The sequence below is a fragment of the Actinomadura rugatobispora genome (assembly GCF_055379765.1).
On record NZ_AP029191.1, the window covers coordinates 11,795,970 to 11,813,114 of the forward strand.

Below are 17,145 nucleotides of genomic sequence, written 5' to 3' on the forward strand. Positions count from 1 at the left end.
CTTCGCCGGGCATTCACGCCTGGCCGCGCGCCGTCCGGCGCGCGGGGAACCGTGGGGATCGGGGGACCGGGAATGTCCCAGCCTGGCCGTCCGGCCGCCGGCGACGCGGCCGCGGGCGCCGGTCCGGGGGTCGTCGAGGTGACGCTGTCGGTGAACGGCGCGCCGCGCGCCGTGGAGATCGAGCCGCGCGTCAGCCTGCTCGACGCCCTGCGCGAGCGCCTGGACCTCACCGGCACGAAGAAGGGCTGCGACCAGGGCGCCTGCGGGGCGTGCACGGTCCATGTGGACGGGCGGCGCGTCCTGGCCTGCCTGACGCTCGCGATCACCTGTGCCGGCCGCGAGGTCACCACCGTCGAAGGGCTCGCCGAGGACGGGGAACTGCATCCCGTGCAGCGGGCCTTCCTCCGCCACGACGCCTTCCAGTGCGGGTACTGCACACCGGGCCAGATCATGTCGGCCGTGGCGCTGCTGAAGGAGGGCCACGCCGACGACGACGCGCAGATCCGCGAGTGGATGAGCGGCAACCTCTGCCGGTGCGCCGCCTACCCGCACATCCGCGCGGCGATCAGGGAGGCGCGCGATGCGACCGCTTGAGTACGCGCGGGCCTCGGACGTGACCGGCGCGATCGCCGCGGTCACCGCGGACCCCCGCGGCGCCTACCTGGCCGGCGGCACGACCAAGGTCGACATGCTGCGCATCGGCGCGGAGCGCTCCGACCTGCTGGTCGACATCAACGACCTCCCCCTGGGCGGCATCGAGGACCTGCCGGGAGGCGGGCTGCGCATCGGCGCCATGGCGCGGATGAGCGACGTCGCCGAGGCGCCCGGCGTGGTCGACCGGTTCCCGGTCATCTCCCAGGCGCTGCTGCTGGGCGCCTCCGCGCAGCTGCGCAACATGGCGTCGATGGGCGGGAATCTGCTGCAGCGGGTCCGGTGCGGCTACTTCCGCGACCGGCACTCGGCCTGCAACAAGCGGGAGCCGGGCACCGGCTGCGCCGCGCTCGACGGCGTGAACCGCGGCCACGCCGTCCTGGGCACCAGCGAGCACTGCATCGCCACCCACCCCTCCGACCTCGCCGTCGCGCTGGTCGCGCTCGACGCGGCCGTGCACGTCCGGGGCCCGGACGGCGACCGTGCGATCCCGGTCGGCGACTTCTTCCTCCCGCCGGGCGACACGCCGCATCTGGAGCATCCGCTCGACCACGGCGAGCTCATCGTCGCGATCGAGGTGCCCCCCGCCGAGGTGGCGCGCCGGTCGCTGTACCTCAAGGTCCGCGACCGGGAGTCGTACGAGTTCGCGCTCGCGTCGGCCGCGGCCGCGCTGCGGGTCGAGGACGGCCGGGTCGCGGAGGTGCGGCTCGCGCTCGGCGGCGTGGCGACCAGGCCGTGGCGGGCCCACCGCGCCGAGCGGGTCCTGGCCGGCGGGCCCGCCGACCGGGCGGCCTTCGCGCGCGCCGCCCGCGAGGAGATGCTGCCCGCCGTCCCCCGCTCGATGAACGGCTTCAAGGTGGAACCGGCCCGGCGGACCATCGTCCGCGCGCTGGAGACGGCCGCGGAAGCCCAAGCGGGAGCGGGAGCGGGAACGGGAGGACGGTCATGAGCGCCACGATCGGGCGGCCCGTCGCACGCGTCGACGGGCCGGCGAAGGTCACCGGCGCGGCGCGCTACTCGGCGGAGATCGCGCTGCCCGGCCTCGTCCACGCCGTGCTGGTGGGCGCCACCGTGCCGAGCGGACGGATCACCGCCATCGACACCCGCCGGGCCGAGGCGGCCGGCGGGGTGCTGGCGGTGCTGACCCACCGCAACCTGGGCCCGGTGGCCGACCGGCAGCCCGTGCTGATCCCGTCCCTGGGCGGCGGCCCCTGCCCGGGGCAGACCTTCTTCCCGATGCTCGACGAAACCGTGCACTACGCGGGACAGCACATCGCCATCGTCGTGGCCGACACCCTGGACCGCGCCGAGCACGCCGCCGAGCTGGTGAGCGTCGCCTACGAGGAGACCCCCTCGGTCACCACCGTCGAGCAGGGCAGGGCGCAGGCGTACGTGCCGGAGCGCATCTTCGGCGGCTGGATGCCGGGCCGGGCCTCGCGCGGGGACGTCGAGGCGGGCCTCGCCCAGGCGTCCGTACGGGTCGACTCGACCTACCGGTGCGCCGCCAACCACCACAACCCGATCGAGACCTCGGCGACCACCGCCCGCTGGGACGGTGACCTGCTGACGCTCTGGGACTCCACGCAGGGCCCCAACGCCACGCAGCTCACCGTCGCCGCCCAGCTCGGCCTGTCCCTGTCGCGGGTCAGGGTCGTCTCCTCCTTCGTCGGCGGCAGCTTCGGCTCCAAGGCCATGATCTGGGACCACGCGGCGCTCGCCGCGCTCGCGGCCCGCCACGTCGGGGCGCCCGTGCGGCTGGCGCTCACCCGCGAGCAGATGTTCTCCTCCACGGGCCACCGCGAGGAGCAGGAGCACCACATCGTGCTCGGCGCGGGCGACGACGGGCGGCTGACCGCGGTCCGCCACCACAAGACGTCGGTGACCTCGCCGTTCGACGACTGGGCCGATCCGGCGCTGGCCTGCTCGTCGGGGGCGTACGCCTGCCCCAACTACGAGAACGCCTACCGGCTCGTCCGCGGCAACACCATCACGCCCACGTTCACGCGCGCGCCCGGCGAGTCCGCGGGGATGTTCGTCCTGGAGACCGCCATGGACGAGCTGGCGGACGCCCTCGGCCTGGACCCGATCGAGCTGCGGCTGCGCAACCACGCCGACGTCGACCCCGAGAGCGGCAACCCGTGGTCGAGCAAGGGGCTCAAGGAGTGCTACGCCCGCGGGGCCGAGCTGTTCGGCTGGGACGGCCGGGACCCGCGCCCCGGCACCCGGCGGGAGGGCCGGCTGCTCATCGGCACGGGCATGGCCTCCGCGATCTACCCGGTGGCGCCGGTGATGACGCCGCAGCGGGCCCGCGCGCGCCTCTACGACGACGGCAGGGCGGTCGTCCAGTCGTCGTTCGCCGACTTCGGCACCGGCGCCGCCACCGCGATGACGCAGGTCGCGGCGGACGCCCTCGGCATCGCCGTCGAGGCGGTCCGGTTCGAGTACGGCGACACCGCCCTGCCCAGCACCGTCGCCGCGGTCGGCTCGGCCGGGGCCGGGGTGGTCAGCGCGGGGGTGCACACCGCGGCCGTCCAGCTGCGCGAGCAGGTGATCGCCCGGGCGGTCTCCGACACCGGGTCGCCGCTGCACGGGGCCGACCCGGCCGGCATCGTCGTCCTGGACGGGTGCATGGCCCTGCGCGACGCGCCCGCCACGGGCGAGACCTACGCCGAGTTCCTCGGGCGCAACCACCTGACCGACGTCGAGGCCACCGGCACCTGGACCCCGCCGCCCAGCGACCGGTACGCCGCCGCCACCTTCGGGGCCCAGTTCGCCGAGGTGGCCGTCGACCCCGACCTGGGGACCGTCCGCGTCCGGCGGATGACCGGCGTCTTCGCCCCCGGCCGCGTGCTCAACCGCACGATGGCGCACAGCCAGCTCATGGGCGGGATGCTCTGGGGACTGGGCCAGGCCCTGCTGGAGGCCACCCACATGGACCCGGCGCAGGGCCGCTGGGCCAACCCCAGCCTGGGCGACTACCTCGTTCCCGTGAACGCCGACGCGCCCGACGTCCAGGTGGACACCATCGAGGTCCAGGACGACGTGGTCAACCCCCTGGGCGTCAAGGGGGTGGGCGAGATCGGCATGGTCGGCGCCGCGGCCGCCATCGCCAACGCGGTCTTCCACGCCACCGGCCGCCGCGTCCACAAGCTCCCCATCACCATCGAGGACCTGCTCTGACGTTCCCGGGCACCACCTCCTGACGTTTTCTCGCCTTTCCGGACGTTCTCTCGTGTGGGCGGTTCTCCATCGGCGCCGCACCGAGCGCCGATGGCACGGGCGGAGATGCGGAGGGATCCGGTTTGATCGAGACGGTGTTCCGGACCGAGGACGTGCCCAGGCCGGACCGGTTCGACTACTGGCGGGAGCTGATGAGCCGGACGCACGCTCCCCTGGACCTGGCCAGCGAGCACTCCGCCGACTTCCGGGCGCACCAGCGCACTCTGCGGTTCGGCGCGGTGACGGTGTGGCCCACCGCCTTCCACCCGATGACGATCCGGCGGACGCCCGGGCTCATCAGGCGGTCCGACCCCGAAGTGTTCCACCTCTCGCTCGTCCTCCAGGGGCACGCCGAGGCCGAGTGGGGCCACCGGGAGGCCGTGTACCGCCCCCGGGACTGGGCGACCAACGACTCCTCGCGGCCCGGCACGTTCCGGACCAGGGCCCCGATGGGCCACGGAAACGACGTCTTCAGGTCGGTCGGCATCGAGATGCCCAAGGACCTGCTGTCGATCCCCCGGGACAGGGCCGACCAGGTGATCGGCCTGCCGATGTCGGCGCGCGAGGGGATCGGCGCGCTGCTGGCGGGCGCCCTGACGCAACTCGCCAAGGACGCCGGCGCCTACCGGGAGTCCGACGGCCCCCGGGTCGCGACGGTCCTGGCCGATCTGGTCTCGGCGCTGTTCGCCCACACGCTCGAAGCCGGCGAGGATCTCGCCCCCGAGACCCACCGGCGCACCCTGATCCTGCGCATCCGCGACTTCATCGGCCGCCACCTGCACGACCCGGAACTGAGCCCGGGCGCCATCGCCGCCGCGCACCACATCTCCGTCAGCTACCTGCACCGCCTCTTCCAGGAGGACGGGGTCACGGTCTCGGCGTGGATCCGCCGGCAGCGTCTGGAGCGTGCCCGCCAGGCACTGGCCGACCCCGCGCTGCGCACGGTCCCGGTCCACCACATCGCCGCCCGCTGGGGCTTCACGCACCACTCGGCGTTCACCCGCGCCTTCCGGGCCGCCTTCGGCCTCGCGCCCAGCGACTACCGCGACCGGACCCTGCGGGCGCCCGCGTAGATCCGCCGTCAAGGAAGCGTGTACCGGCCGCCAAAGACTTCCCCAGCCGCCGCGGGCATCATGTCGGATGCCGGCCGGGATCTCCGGCCGTGCGCCCGGACCCCGTGGGGCGCACGGCCGGTGCCGCACCGCCCCTCCCGCGTCACCGGGCCGGCCGGGCGGGCCGGCGCGGCCTCTGGCCGTGGCAGGTGTCGCACAGGGTCTTGATCCAGGCGCCCTTCCGGGGTTCTCCGGGCGCGCCGCACGCCTCGCAGATCGTGCCCGACCGCTCCTCGGCGGCGTGGACGAGCCGGCTCGCCTGCCGGTCCTGCCACGCCATCCGCTTCGACTCCTCCTCGCTGGGCAGCGTCCCCGTCTCGAGATACGGCCCGCGCAGCAGCCCGCTGACGAGGTAGACGCGCAGCGTGCCGTACTTCTCCTTGACCTGGGTGACGCGGTAGTCCGGGATGAGGGCGCGCAGGTCCTCGTGCAGCTCCAGCAGCAGCGGATGCCAGCCTCGGCCGACCCCGCCCAGGTCGTCGGGAATCTGTTCGGGCATGTCCTCGCTCCTCGTCTCGGAGGGCCTCCCGGCACTGCCCGGGCCTCCGGCTTACACCAAAGAATGATAAATCTGGATTCAAGTGCATATTGCTTTCTTTGTCGGTGTCTGCTCGGGCGTTACCGTGGTGGCGTAAACGACCGGATCGCCGTGGGTTCGATGGGACGAGGGTTCAGTGAGCGGTAAAGGCGGAAAAGGGGCGCTGGAGCAGCCGGATCCCCTCCATCCGCGCAGGGCCGCGGGCCTGGCCGCGCTCCGGGCCGTCACCACCCAGGGCGCCCTCATCGAACGGCTGACCCGCACACTCGCCGAAGCCCTGACCACCGACAACGTGGTCTCCGCCGTCGCCGGCAGCCTGGTGCCCGCCTTCCGCGCCGACGGGCTCGTCATCTTCGCGGTGGAGGAGGGGCGCCTCTACCTCGTCGGTTCCAGCGGCTACAGCCGCGGCTTCCTCGACCAGATCTCCGGGACGCCCTACACCGAAGAGACCCCGGTGGGCGAGGCGCTGCGCACCGGGGTCCCGCAGTTCTTCGGATCGACCGAGGAAATGGTCGCCCGCTATCCGATGGTGGCCGATCAGCCGAAGGCCGGGCACATGGACTCCCGCATTTTCCTCCCCCTGGTCGCCTCCGGCCGCGCCATCGGCGTCACCATCCTCTCCTTCGTCGGCACCTACCGCCTCGGCGGCGAGGAGCGCACGCTGCTCACCGCGCTCAGCAGCCTGATCGCCCAGGCGCTGGAGCGGGCGCGGCTCCACGACGCCACCGCCGCCCGCGCCCGCGAGCTCCAGCGGGCGCTCCTCCCCCACCTGCTGCCGTCGGTGCCCGCCGTCACCGCCGCCGCGCACTACCTGCCCGCGGGGCGCGGCGCGGAGGTCGGGGGCGACTGGTACGACCTCATCCCGCTCTCCGCCGAGCGGGTCGCGCTGGTCATCGGGGACGTCATGGGCCACGGGATACCGGAGGCCGCCACGATGGGACGGCTGCGCACCGCCGTCCGCACCCTCTCCGACCTCGACCTCCCTCCCGACGACATCCTCGACCGGGTGAACGACATCGTCGGCGACCTCGGCGAGGACGGGTTCGCCACCTGCCTCTACGGCGTCTACGACTCCGTGACGGGCGACTTCACCTTCTCCAGCGCGGGACATCCGCCGCCGGTCGCCGTCTTCCCGGACGGCACCGTGACCTACCTCGCGTCGTACACCGCCCCGCCGCTCGGCATCGCCGACCCGCCCTTCGAGACCGAGACGGCCACCCTGCCCGACGGCGGCTTCCTCGTCCTCTACACCGACGGGTTCGTGCAGGCCGGGGACGGTGATCTCGAGAGCGGCATGGCCCGCCTCGCGCTGGCGCTCGCCACCGCGGTGGGGAACGCGGAGACGCCCCCCGTCGCGGAACTGCGGGACGTCATCGCCGCCAGGCTGCTGCCCGCGCACTCCGACACCCGCGACGACGCCGCCCTGCTCATCGCCCGGACCAACCGGCTCGCGCCCTCCGACGTGGCGTCATGGCCCCTGCCCGACGACCCGAAGGCCGCCGGTGAGGCGCGCGAGCACGTCCGCGACCAGCTCGCCGCCTGGCACCTCGGCGAGGACGTCGTCATGACCACCGAGCTCCTGGTCAGCGAGCTGGTGAGCAACGTCGTCCGGCACGCCCGGGGGCCGGTCCGGCTGCGGCTGCTGCGGAGCCGCTCGCTGACCTGCGAGGTCTCCGACGGCAGCCTCACCACGCCGCACATCCGGCGGACCGGCCCCACCGACGAGGACGGGCGCGGCCTGCAGCTGGTCTCGGCCCTCGCCCAGCGCTGGGGCGCCCGCTACACCTCCCACGGCAAGAGCATCTGGACCGAGCAGCGCCTCTCCGCCTGAGTCAGGGGGAGCCGCCGGAGCCGGTGAGGCCCCACGCCTCGGCCAGCAGCCGGAAGGAGCGGACGCGGTCGGCGTGGTCGTGGGTGATCGTGGTGACGAGCAGCTCGTCGGCGCCGGTGACGCGGCGCAGCACCTCCAGTCCGGCCACGACCGTGCCGGGCGCGCCGACGAACTGGGTGTCGATCCGGTCGGCGACCAGGTCCCACTCCTCCTCCGTCCACTCGCGGGCGGCGGCCTCGGCGGGCGTGGGGAACGGGACGGCGGCCAGCTTCGACCTGATGCTGTGCACCCACAGCGCGTAGGGGGAGGCCAGCTCGCGGGCCTCCTCGTCGGTCGGGGCCACCACGACGTCGGCGGAGACGACGACGTACGGCTCGTCCAGGACGGCGGAGGGCTTGAACGCCTTCCGGTAGGCCTGCACCGCCTCCAGCACGTTGGACGGGCTGACGTGGTAGTTGGCCGCGAACGGCAGGCCCCGCTCACCGGCGACCTGGGCGCTCTGGCCCCCGCTGCTGCCGAGGATCCACAGCTGGACGTCGGCGTTCTCGCCGGGCGTGGCGCGGGCCGGGTGGCCCTCGGCCGAGCGGTACGAGCCGTCCAGGAGCCCGGTGATCTGCTCCACCTGCTCGGCGAAGTCGGGCGTCTCGGCGCCGGGCTGCTGCAGCAGCGCGCGGAAGAGGGACAGCACGGGCGAGCCGGCCAGCCGCCGCTGGTCGAACGGCTTGGGGATGAGGAGGCCGTCCACCACGCTCGCCTCGCGCTCGGGACCGGGCCGTCCCTCGCGGGCGAGCGTCTCGGCGTGGCGCTGCCCCGAACGCCCCACGCCCAGGTCGATGCGGCCGGGGTGCAGGGCGTCGAGCGTGCCGAACTGCTCCACGATGGACAGCGGCGTCCAGTGGCCGGTCTGGACGGCGCCGGAGCCGACGCGGATGCGCTCGGTGGCGGCGGCGACCGCGCCGATCAGGATCTGCGGGGCCGCGGACGCCACCCCGGGCGCCAGATGGTGCTCGGCCAGCCAGTACCGGCGGTAGCCGAACTCCTCGGCGCGCGCGGCCAGGTCGACGGTGTTGCGGAGGGCGTCCGTCACGGTCGAGCCTGCGGGGATGGGCGCCAGGTCCAGGATGGACAGCGGGATCGCGGTCATGCTCACCTCCGGGCGGGCGCGCGGTCGGCGGGCCCGTGGTCGGCCGGCCGGTCGGCCGGCTGGTCGGCGGGCCGCGCGTAGCGGCCCTCGGGGCGCGGAAGCCCGAAGTGCCCGCGCAGGGTCGTGGACGCGTAGGCGGTGCGGAACGCGCCCCGGCGCTGGAGCTCGGGCACGAGGCCGCGGGCGATGCCGGCCAGGTCGTGCGGGAGCACCCCGGGGCGGAGCCGGAAGCCGTCCAGTCCCGCCCCGTGCAGGTCGAGGAGGAGGTCGGCCAGTTCGCCGGGCGTGCCGGTGAAGATCTGGGCGTCGGAGGTCAGCGGGGCGCCGTCCAGGTCGTCCAGGCGGGCCTTGCGGGACGCCGCCGCGCCCGGCTCGTCGTCCAGGAAGACGACCAGGTCGGCGAGGATCTTCAGCGGGGCTCCGGTGCGGCCCACGGTGCTCTCCGCGTTCAGGACCTGCCCGACGATGGTCTCGGCCTCGGCCCGGCCGTGCGGGGTGATGTAGACGAGGTCGGCGCCGCGGGCGGCGAACTCGTAGGGCACGACGTCGTGCGCCAGCGCCGTGACCAGGGGCTGGCCCTGCGGCGGGCGGGGCGTGATCGAGGGGCCCCGGACGCTGAATCGGGATCCCTCGAAGTCGATGTAGTGCAGCTTGTCGCGGTCCAGGAAGCGGCCGGTCGCCACGTCGCGGATCTCGGCGTCGTCGTCCCAGCTGTCCCAGAGCCTCCGGACGACCTCGGCCGCGTCGGCGGCCTCCTCGAACAGGTCCTCGGCGAACTCCCGTCCCTCCGGGGTGCCGAACCGGTCGGGGTTGAACTCGGGGATGGTGCGGCGGCCGAAGTGGGCGGCTTCGGCGGCCCGCCAGGAGATCTGCGGCCGCCAGCCGGCCCGCCCCTTGCTCGCGAAGTCGAGCGAGGCGATGCCGATCGACACGTGGAACGGCTCGGTGTGGGTGGTGCTGGTGGTCGGGACCAGGCCCAGGTGCGAGGTGACCGGCGCGAGCCGCGCGGCCAGCAGGACGGCGTCGATCGTGCCCTCCACCCGGTCGGCGCGGCCCTCGGGCGAGCGCGGGCCGAGAGCGTCCTCGATGGTCACGAAGTCCAGCAGGCCGCGTTCGGCCTCGGCGGCCAGTTCGGCCCAGTAGGCGGCGGTGAGCAGCGCGCCGGGCCGCGCCGCCGGGTCGCGCCAGGCGGCCGGATGCCAGCCCGCCCCGTCCAGCGCGGCGGCGAGGTGCAGGGGCGAGGTCATGACGAGGCCTCCTCGGGGGTGCGGGCGGCGTCGTCCTTGGGACGCGGCCGGTCGGCCGGGCGCGGCGCGCCGAGGCCGAGGTGGTCGCGCAGCGTGGTGCCGGTGTAGTCGGCGCGGACCACGCCCTTCTCCTGGAGCAGCGGTACGACCTGGTCGACCAGGTCGTCCAGCCCGGCCGGGGTCAGGTGCGGCACGAAGACGAACCCGTCGGCGGCGTCCGTCTGCACGAACGTGTCGATCTGGTCGGCCACCGAGCGGGCGGTGCCGACGAAGGTCTGCCGGCCGGTGGCCTCGATGACCACCTCGCGAATGCTGAGCCCGCGCTCGGCGGCCAGCTCCCGCCATTTCCGGACGGTCTCGTCGCGGTCCCGGCGGAACTGCGCGCGGCCCTTGGAGACGCCCTCGCCCAGGTCGGGTTCGACGTCGGGCAGCGGGCCGTCGGGGTCGTAGGACGACAGGTCGCGTCCCCAGACGCCCTCGAGGTAGGCGATCGCGCCCTGCGGGCTCACCTGCGCGCGGCGGATCGCGGCGGCGCGCTCGGCGGCGTCCTCCTCGGTGTCGCCCAGGACGTAGGTCACGGCGGGCATGATCTTCAGGTCCTCGGGGCGCCTGCCGTGGCGGGCGAGGCGGCTCTTGACGTCCTTGTAGAAGGCGCGGCCGTCCTCCAGGGTGCCGTGCCTGCTGAAGATCACGTCGGCGTCGGCGGCGGCGAACTCGCGGCCCTGCGGGGAGTCCCCGGCCTGGATGATCAGGGGGTGGCCCTGCGGTCCGCGCGGGGTGGTGAAGCGGCCGGCGATGTCGAAGTGCCGCCCCGCGTGCGCGAAGGAGCCCGCGCCCGGCCGGGAGTACACGCCCGCCGCGGGGTCGGCGGGCACGTCGCCGTCCGCCCAGGAGTCCCACAGCTCGCGGGCGGTCTGGAGGAACTCGGCGGCGCGGGTGTAGCGGTCGGCCTCGTCGAGGAAGCCGCCGCGCCGGAAGTTCTGGCCGGTGAACGCGTCGTAGCTGGTCACCACGTTCCATGCGGCCCGGCCACCGCTGAGGTGGTCGAGGGTGGCCAGCCGCCGGGCGACCTCGTAGGGCTCGTTGAAGGTGGAGTTGACCGTCGCCGCGAGCCCGAGGCGGGTGGTGACGGCGGCCAGTGCCGACAGCACGGTGAGCGACTCGGGGCGCCCGGCCACGTCGAGGTCGTGGACGCGGCCCTTCAGCTCGCGCAGCCGCAGCCCCTCGGCCAGGAAGAAGAAGTCGAACCGGCCGCGTTCGGCCGTGCGCGCCAGGTGCGCGAAGGAGTCGAAGTCGATCTGGCTGCCGGACGCGGGGTCCGACCAGACGGTGGTGTTGTTGACCCCGGGGAAATGGGCCGCGAGATGGATCTGCTTGCGAGGCGGACGGGGTTCGGCGGGCACGGGGACACCTCCTAAGTCCTTAATCCCTCTTTTCCTACTAGGTTAGTCGATTATTGGCGGAATCGCGCGGGGCGCCCCGTGCGCGCCCCGCGGTCTCGGGTCAGGCGGCGGCCACCGTCCCGGCCCAGCGGTCGCGCGCGGTGCGCACGAGATGGAGGGCCAGCCGGGCGGCGAGGGCCTCCAGCAGCATGATCAGCGACTTGGCGAGGACGGCGGTGATGATCTCAGACATTGATGCCTCTCTGTACCGGGGAGTTACGCTTTGCGTCCTTTATCCCTTATGGCATCGCTGACCTGCGTGAACATCACATGGCGAACACCTGAACACTCTCCGGGTTCCGTGCCGTCAGGCGGTGCGGGCGCCCCGCCCCTCGGGATGGCCGCCCTCGCCGATGGGCCTGCCGCAGGCACTGCACACGACCTTGGGGTCGGCGGGCGCCCCGCAGGTGTGCACCCAGCGGACGGGCGGGTCGCCGGCGTTGATGTGGCGGTCGCCCCATCTCATGAGGACGGCCAGGACGTCGCTGAGCTCCCGGCCCGCGGGCGTCAGATGGTACTCGTACCGCGCCGGGTGCTCGCGGTAGAGCTCGCGCCGGACGATCCCGGCGGCCTCCAGCTTGCGCAGCCGCGCGGTGAGGATGTCGCGGGCCGCGCCGGTGTTGCGGACGATGCCGTCGAACCGGCGCACCCCGTAGATCAGTTCCCGGATCACCAGCAGCGTCCATCGCTCGCCGACGATCTGGAGGGCGTCGGCGATGGAGCACTCGCGAGCCGTGATGTCCCTTGCCATGAAGTCACCCCTCGGTCGGGGGTTTCCGGCCGGGCGGCGGCCCGGGCCTGCCGGTTCGCGGCGGGCCCGGGCCACTGTCCTTGGCTTTCCCCCGGTTCAGACTCGTTCGATGATGGTGGCGTTGGCGAGACCGCCGGCCTCGCACATGGTCTGGAGGCCGAAGCGGGCGTCCCGGTCCTCCAGGGCGTGCAGCAGGGTGGTCATCAGCCGGGCGCCGCTGGCGCCCAGCGGGTGGCCGATGGCGATGGCGCCGCCCCGCACGTTGACCTTCTCCAGGTCGGCGCCGGTGTCGTGCGCCCAGGACAGGACGACCGGGGCGAACGCCTCGTTGACCTCGAAGAGATCGATGTCGGAGATCGACAGGCCGGCCCGGCCGAGCACCTTCTCGGTGGCGGGGATGACCGCGGTGAGCATGAGCAGCGGGTCGTCGCCGGCCAGGGCGAAGCTGTGGAAGCGGGCGCGGGGGCGCAGGCCCAGCCGGGCGGCGGCCTCGGCGCTCATGATGAGCACCGCGGCGGCGCCGTCGTTGATCGGCGAGGCGTTGCCGGCCGTGATCCGCCATCCGATGTCGGGGAAGCGCTCCTCGTAGGCCGGGGTGTAGTAGGCGGGCTTGAGGCCGGCCAGCACCTCCGGGGTGGTGTTCGGGCGGACGGTCTCGTCCCGCTGGCCCGTCCAGGCGACCTCGCGGTCGAACTCGCCGCCCTCCCAGGCCTTGGCCGCGCGCCGGTGCGACTCGTAGGCGAAGGCGTCCAGCTGCTCGCGGTCGAGCTTCCAGCGGGTGGCGATCAGCTCGGCGCTGATGCCCTGGCCGACCAGGCCGTCCGGGTAGCGGGCGGACACGCTGGGCCCGTACGGGTTGCTGCCGGGCAGGACGCTGGAGCCCATCGGCACGCGCGACATCGACTCCACCCCGCAGGCGATCGCCACGTCGTAGGCGCCGCTGATCACGCCCTGCGCGGCGAAGTGGATGGCCTGCTGGGACGACCCGCACTGCCGGTCGACGGTCGTGGCGGGGACCGTCTCGGGGAAGCCCGCGGCCAGCACGGCCGAGCGGGTGAGGTTCACCGCCTGCTCCCCCACCTGGGTGACGACGCCGCCGACCACGTCGTCGACCAGCGCGGGGTCGATGCCCGCCCGTTCGACCAGGCTCTTGAGCGTCCTGGCCAGCAGGTCCACGGGGTGCTCCTCGTGCAGCCCTCCGCCGGGCTTGCCCTTGCCGATCGGCGTGCGGACCGCCTCCACGATCACCGCGTCGCCCATGGGTTCCTCCTCAGATCGTTCATGTCGTTCATGTCGTTCATGTCGTTCGTGGTGGTCAACTGTCGGGCTCCCCTCACGCCTTGCGCGGACGGGGCAGGAACAGGCACACGGCCGCGGCGGCCGCGGTCGCCAGCAGCGTCAGCAGCCAGCCGGTGTCGAAGTCGCCGCCGTCCTGCCCGGCGCCGAGCGCGGCCACCAGCACCGCGATGCCGAGCACCGTGCCGACCTGGCGCGCCATCGTGACCACCGCCGACCCGGTGGAGAACCTCTGCGGGGGCAGCGCGGCGACCGCGGCGCCGATCAGCGTGGGCAGGGTCAGCCCGACGCCGACGCCGGTGAGCAGCATCCCGGGCAGCATCCCGGCGGCGTAGCCGTCCTCCACCCGCCACATCCACCAGCCGATCCCGGCCGCGAAGAACGCGCACCCGGCGATGGCGAGCGGGCCGGCGCCCAGGCGGCGGGCGACCGGGGCCGCGCCGACGGCGAGCGCGGGCACCATGAGCGGCCCCGGCGCGATCGCCAGGCCGGTGCGCAGCGCCGACCAGTGCCACACCTGCTGGCACCACAGCACGGCCGACAGCAGCATCGCCGCGAAGGCCACCGCGAACAGCACGTTGGCCAGCGACGCCGGGCTGAAGGACGGGACGCGCAGCAGGTCCAGCGGGAGAACCGGAGACGGGTGCCGCGCGGACCGCACGACGAACCCGCCGAGCAGCACCACGGCCGCCGCCAGCGACCCGATGACCCCCGCCGAGGCCCAGCCCCAGTCCTCGCTCTGGACGACACCGAGCGCCAGGGCGGCGATCCCGGCGGTGAGCAGCGCCGCTCCCAGCAGGTCGGGCCGCGCGGCGTCCTTCTTCGCGGTCGTGCCCGGCAGGATCCTGGGACCGAAGACCAGCGCCGCCAGGCCCAGGGGCACGTTGACCAGGAACACCCAGCGCCAGTCGAACTGGGTGAGCAGCCCGCCCGCGACGGGGCCGAGCGCCGCCGCCAGCCCGCTGATGGCGGTCCAGCCGCGGATGGCCGACAGCCGCTTCTCCGGCGGCGCCGCCGCCAGCAGCAGGCCGAGCGAGGAGGGGATGAGGATGGCGGCACCGGCCGCCTGCACCACCCGCGCCGCCACCAGCCACCAGACGCCGGGCGCGAGCGCGCACAGCAGGGACGCCAGGGTGAACACGCCGATCCCCAGCAGGTAGGCGCGCTTGGCGCTGGTCCGGTCGGCGAAGTTGCCCGCGGGGACCAGCAGCGCGGCGAAGATCACGGCATAGGCGTTGAGGACCCACGACAGCGAGGCCAGCGAGGCGCCGGAGAAGCCCTCCCCCACCTGGGGCAGGGCCACGTTGACGATGAAGAGGTCGAGGTTGGACATCGACACCCCGATCGCCACGACGGCGAAGACGGGGCCCAGCCGGGACGGTCCCGCCGTGCCTTCCGGCGGGGCCGCGGGCCGGGCGGTCGGGGTACTTGAAGGGTTCACGCCCCTCCTCCGAGAGTGAGTTGTGAAATCCAATCGACTCTCGGACCTTATTGCCGGCGAGTTGGAAAACACAACCCTTGGGGAGTGTGGCGTACGTCCCGGCCCGCCGGCCGGCGGCGGCCGTCCGGTGCGGGCCGGGCGGCCGCCGCGCGGCCGGACGCTCAGCCGAAGAACTCGAAGAACGCGTCGATGACGGCCTGCGGCTGCTCCTCGATGAGATAGTTGCGGCTGTCCTTCACCTCGAGCACCCGCACGTCGGTGCCCTGGCCGGGCAGGACCTTCTGCATGTACTCGAAGAACGGCCCGTAGGCCAGCCCGAGCATCGGCACGGTGATCTTCCCGTAGCCGTTGAAGTCCGCGATGTCCTGCTGGTACTGCTGGAACCAGCTCTTGCTGGCGACGATCGCCTCCCGGGAGGAGTAGGCCCGCGCGTAGATCTCCCGGTCGCGCTCGGTGATCGCCTCCGGGTGGACCAGGCTCAGCCGGAACATGAACTCGATCATGGGCCGGTAGTCGCCCGCCAGGACCTGCTCGGGGAACTCGGGCACCAGGTTGAAGCCGAGCCACCACCGGTACGGGCCCGGGTCGCCGGGGCGCGGCATGATGCGGAATTCGTAGTAGCTCTCGTCGATGTGGGTGGTGTTGAGGATGGCCAGCTTCTCGGTGGCCTCCGGATGGTTGGCCGCGTAGCTGTGGGCGACCATGGCCCCGATGCCGTGCCCCGCGATGTTGATCTTCTCGTGGCCGAGGTGGCGTGCCAGCTCCGCGATGTCGTGCGCCATCGCCTTCTTCTCGTACCCCGCCTCCGGCCGGCCCGAGCCGCCCATGCCGCGGATGTCGACCGCGATCACCTGGTAGCGCGCGGCCAGCGCCGGCATGACCTTGCGGTAGGCCCACCAGGTCTCCGGCCAGCCGGGCAGCAGCACCAGCGGCGGGCCCTCCCCGCCGGTCACGTAGTGCAGCCGCACCCCGTTGACCTCGGCGTGGCGGCTGCTGAAGCCGCCCTCCAGGGACGCCGCGAGCGCGGCGTCGCTCAGGTCCTCGTCTGAGTGGGCGGCCTGCTCACCGGCCGTTCGCACGTCCTCGTTCACCGTCACTTCACGTTCCTCTTTCACTCGGGGCGGGGATGGGGCTCGGGGGTGGGGGCGGGCTCCGGACGGGGACGGGCGCGGCGTCCGCCTGTCCTCATCCCGTCGTGACGGGCAGGGTGGCGTGCCCCCGCTGCACCAGCTGGTCGCGGAACGTCGGCCGTCCCGCGAGCGCCAGCCCGGGGAACCGGCGCAGCAGCAGCGGCACCGCCGTCTCGGCCGCCATCCGCGCCAGCGCGGCGCCGAGGCAGAAGTGCGCCCCGCCGCTGAGCGTCAGCGGCTGGTTGTCGGGCCGGGCGGGGTCGAAGACGCCGGGGTCGGGGAACCGGCGGGGGTCGCGGTTGCCCGCGGCGATCAGCAGCGTCAGCGGGGTGCCCTTGGCGAGGCGCACGCCGAAGTAGTCCATATCGCGGGCGGCCACCCGGTTCAGCGCCTGCACGGCCGGGTCGAAGCGGAGGGTCTCGTCGACGAAGCCGGGCGCCGCCGCGGGGTCCTCGCGGAGCCGGTCCGCGTGCCCGGGGTGCTCGAGGGCCAGCCGCACCATGTTGCTGAGCAGGTCCTGCGGCGCCTCGGCCGCGGCGACGATCAGCAGCATGATGTTGGCGACCAGCTCCCGCTCGGTCAGCTCCCCGGTCTTGTCACGGGCGCGGATGAACGCGCTGGTCAGGTCGGTGCCCAGCGCCCGGCGGCGGCTGGCGACCAGGGCGTGGCAGTATTCGGCGAGCCGGTCCATGCCCGCGTCCCCGCGCTCCAGCTCGCTCAGGTCGCCGATGGGGTCGAGCGCGGTGGTGATGTCCCCGATCATCCCCCGCATCCCCTGCCGGTCCTCCGCCGGGATGCCGAGCAGCTCGCCGATGACGCCCATCGCGAACCTGAACGAGAACTCGCCGACCAGGTCCACGGTCGCGCGGCCCGCGCCGAGCACGGCGACGTGCTCCACCACCTCGCCGGCGATGCTCTCCACCGTGGGGCGCCACGCCTCGACGCTGCGCGCCGAGAACGCGCTGCTGAAGAAGCGGCGGTACCGCTCGTGGTCGGGGTCGTTGGAGAACAGCATGTTCGTGGTGAGCCAGCGCCAGGACGAGTGGTCGCGCCAGCCCGGCATCTTCACGTCCTGGACGGCGCCGTCGGTGGACAGCAGGTCCGGTTCGCGCAGCGCCCGGGCGCATTCGGCGTAACCGGTGGCGAAGACGTGGGCGCCGCCCAGGTCCACCAGCGCCCCGTGCGCGCGCATCTCCTCGTAGAGCGGGTAGGGGTCCTGTTTGCCCTCGGGGGCCAGCAGGCGCAGCATCACGTCGGCGGGGTCGGCCAAGGTCCCTGTCTGACTCACGCTCACTCCCGGTCGTTGATGGTCTCGGCGTTTTCCATGACTGGCGGGCCCGCTC

General features: G+C 73.7%; 15 protein-coding genes. 5 read left to right on the forward strand and 10 right to left on the reverse strand.

Going from position 1 to position 17,145, the window contains the following annotated elements:
* Positions 1 to 72: 72 nt before the first annotated feature.
* The 4 genes from ACZ466_RS52945 (at position 73) to ACZ466_RS52960 (ending at position 4,943) form a co-directional block, all read left to right on the forward strand.
* Positions 73 to 594, forward strand: coding sequence for a (2Fe-2S)-binding protein (locus ACZ466_RS52945; RefSeq protein ID WP_378284764.1), 522 nt, complete (start codon positions 73 to 75; stop codon positions 592 to 594).
* Positions 581 to 1,600 (forward strand): FAD binding domain-containing protein, encoded by a 1,020-nt coding sequence (locus ACZ466_RS52950; protein WP_378284763.1) that lies wholly within the window; start codon positions 581 to 583, stop codon positions 1,598 to 1,600. Before ACZ466_RS52945 ends, ACZ466_RS52950 begins: the two co-directional genes overlap by 14 nt.
* Positions 1,597 to 3,831, forward strand: a complete 2,235-nt coding sequence (locus ACZ466_RS52955) for a xanthine dehydrogenase family protein molybdopterin-binding subunit (protein ID WP_378284762.1) — start codon at positions 1,597 to 1,599, stop codon at positions 3,829 to 3,831. Before ACZ466_RS52950 ends, ACZ466_RS52955 begins: the two co-directional genes overlap by 4 nt.
* Before the next feature lie 122 nt (positions 3,832 to 3,953).
* Positions 3,954 to 4,943 carry an AraC-like ligand-binding domain-containing protein gene (locus tag ACZ466_RS52960; protein ID WP_378284760.1) on the forward strand — a complete coding sequence of 330 codons (990 nt, stop codon included), beginning with the start codon at positions 3,954 to 3,956 and terminating at the stop codon, positions 4,941 to 4,943.
* Positions 4,944 to 5,085: 142 nt separating this feature from the next.
* Here the strand turns inward: ACZ466_RS52960 and ACZ466_RS52965 are convergent, their stop codons facing one another.
* A complete protein-coding gene (locus ACZ466_RS52965; RefSeq protein WP_378284759.1) occupies positions 5,086 to 5,481 on the reverse strand; it encodes a hypothetical protein in 396 nt (131 codons plus the stop codon).
* Positions 5,482 to 5,656: 175 nt separating this feature from the next.
* On the opposite strand from ACZ466_RS52965, the gene ACZ466_RS52970 reads away from it, so the two are divergent.
* A complete protein-coding gene (locus tag ACZ466_RS52970; protein WP_378284758.1) occupies positions 5,657 to 7,351 on the forward strand; it encodes an ATP-binding SpoIIE family protein phosphatase in 1,695 nt (564 codons plus the stop codon).
* A 1-nt stretch (position 7,352) separates the two neighbouring features.
* On the opposite strand, the gene ACZ466_RS52975 is transcribed toward ACZ466_RS52970, so the two are convergent.
* The 9 genes from ACZ466_RS52975 to ACZ466_RS53015 form a co-directional block, all read right to left on the reverse strand.
* Positions 7,353 to 8,495, reverse strand: a complete 1,143-nt coding sequence (locus ACZ466_RS52975; RefSeq protein ID WP_378284757.1) for an LLM class flavin-dependent oxidoreductase — start codon at positions 8,493 to 8,495, stop codon at positions 7,353 to 7,355.
* A 2-nt stretch (positions 8,496 to 8,497) separates the two neighbouring features.
* Positions 8,498 to 9,742 carry an LLM class flavin-dependent oxidoreductase gene (locus ACZ466_RS52980; protein WP_378284756.1) on the reverse strand — a complete coding sequence of 415 codons (1,245 nt, stop codon included), beginning with the start codon at positions 9,740 to 9,742 and terminating at the stop codon, positions 8,498 to 8,500.
* A complete protein-coding gene (locus ACZ466_RS52985; protein ID WP_378284755.1) occupies positions 9,739 to 11,145 on the reverse strand; it encodes an NtaA/DmoA family FMN-dependent monooxygenase in 1,407 nt (468 codons plus the stop codon). Before ACZ466_RS52985 ends, ACZ466_RS52980 begins: the two co-directional genes overlap by 4 nt.
* Positions 11,146 to 11,245: 100 nt before the next feature.
* The gene (locus ACZ466_RS52990; RefSeq protein ID WP_378284754.1) at positions 11,246 to 11,377 is read right to left on the reverse strand and encodes a hypothetical protein; all 132 of its coding nucleotides are present in this window, start codon (positions 11,375 to 11,377) and stop codon (positions 11,246 to 11,248) included.
* Positions 11,378 to 11,491: 114 nt separating this feature from the next.
* Positions 11,492 to 11,935: a winged helix-turn-helix transcriptional regulator gene (locus ACZ466_RS52995; RefSeq protein ID WP_378284753.1), complete on the reverse strand. Its 444-nt coding sequence runs from the start codon at positions 11,933 to 11,935 to the stop codon at positions 11,492 to 11,494.
* A gap of 96 nt (positions 11,936 to 12,031) precedes the next feature.
* Positions 12,032 to 13,195 (reverse strand): thiolase family protein, encoded by a 1,164-nt coding sequence (locus tag ACZ466_RS53000; RefSeq protein WP_378284752.1) that lies wholly within the window; start codon positions 13,193 to 13,195, stop codon positions 12,032 to 12,034.
* A 73-nt stretch (positions 13,196 to 13,268) separates the two neighbouring features.
* A complete protein-coding gene (locus ACZ466_RS53005) occupies positions 13,269 to 14,672 on the reverse strand; it encodes an MFS transporter (RefSeq protein WP_378284751.1) in 1,404 nt (467 codons plus the stop codon).
* A 161-nt stretch (positions 14,673 to 14,833) separates the two neighbouring features.
* A complete protein-coding gene (locus tag ACZ466_RS53010; RefSeq protein WP_378284750.1) occupies positions 14,834 to 15,769 on the reverse strand; it encodes an alpha/beta hydrolase in 936 nt (311 codons plus the stop codon).
* 88 nt (positions 15,770 to 15,857) lie between these two features.
* Entirely contained in the window at positions 15,858 to 17,090 is a 1,233-nt protein-coding gene (locus ACZ466_RS53015) for a cytochrome P450 (RefSeq protein WP_378284749.1), read from the reverse strand.
* Positions 17,091 to 17,145 lie beyond the last annotated feature (55 nt).

Excerpts from the sequence above, each read along its gene's own strand:
- ACZ466_RS52995 (WP_378284753.1), bottom strand. The coding sequence starts at position 11,935 with ATGGCAAGGGACATCACGGCTCGCGAGTGCTCCATCGCCGACGCCCTC.
- ACZ466_RS52955 (WP_378284762.1), top strand. The coding sequence starts at position 1,597 with ATGAGCGCCACGATCGGGCGGCCCGTCGCACGCGTCGACGGGCCGGCG.
- ACZ466_RS53000 (WP_378284752.1), bottom strand. The coding sequence starts at position 13,195 with ATGGGCGACGCGGTGATCGTGGAGGCGGTCCGCACGCCGATCGGCAAG.
- ACZ466_RS52975 (WP_378284757.1), bottom strand. The coding sequence starts at position 8,495 with ATGACCGCGATCCCGCTGTCCATCCTGGACCTGGCGCCCATCCCCGCA.
- ACZ466_RS52990 (WP_378284754.1), bottom strand. The coding sequence starts at position 11,377 with ATGTCTGAGATCATCACCGCCGTCCTCGCCAAGTCGCTGATCATGCTG.
- ACZ466_RS52945 (WP_378284764.1), top strand. The coding sequence starts at position 73 with ATGTCCCAGCCTGGCCGTCCGGCCGCCGGCGACGCGGCCGCGGGCGCC.
- ACZ466_RS52965 (WP_378284759.1), bottom strand. The coding sequence starts at position 5,481 with ATGCCCGAACAGATTCCCGACGACCTGGGCGGGGTCGGCCGAGGCTGG.
- ACZ466_RS52980 (WP_378284756.1), bottom strand. The coding sequence starts at position 9,742 with ATGACCTCGCCCCTGCACCTCGCCGCCGCGCTGGACGGGGCGGGCTGG.
- ACZ466_RS52950 (WP_378284763.1), top strand. The coding sequence starts at position 581 with ATGCGACCGCTTGAGTACGCGCGGGCCTCGGACGTGACCGGCGCGATC.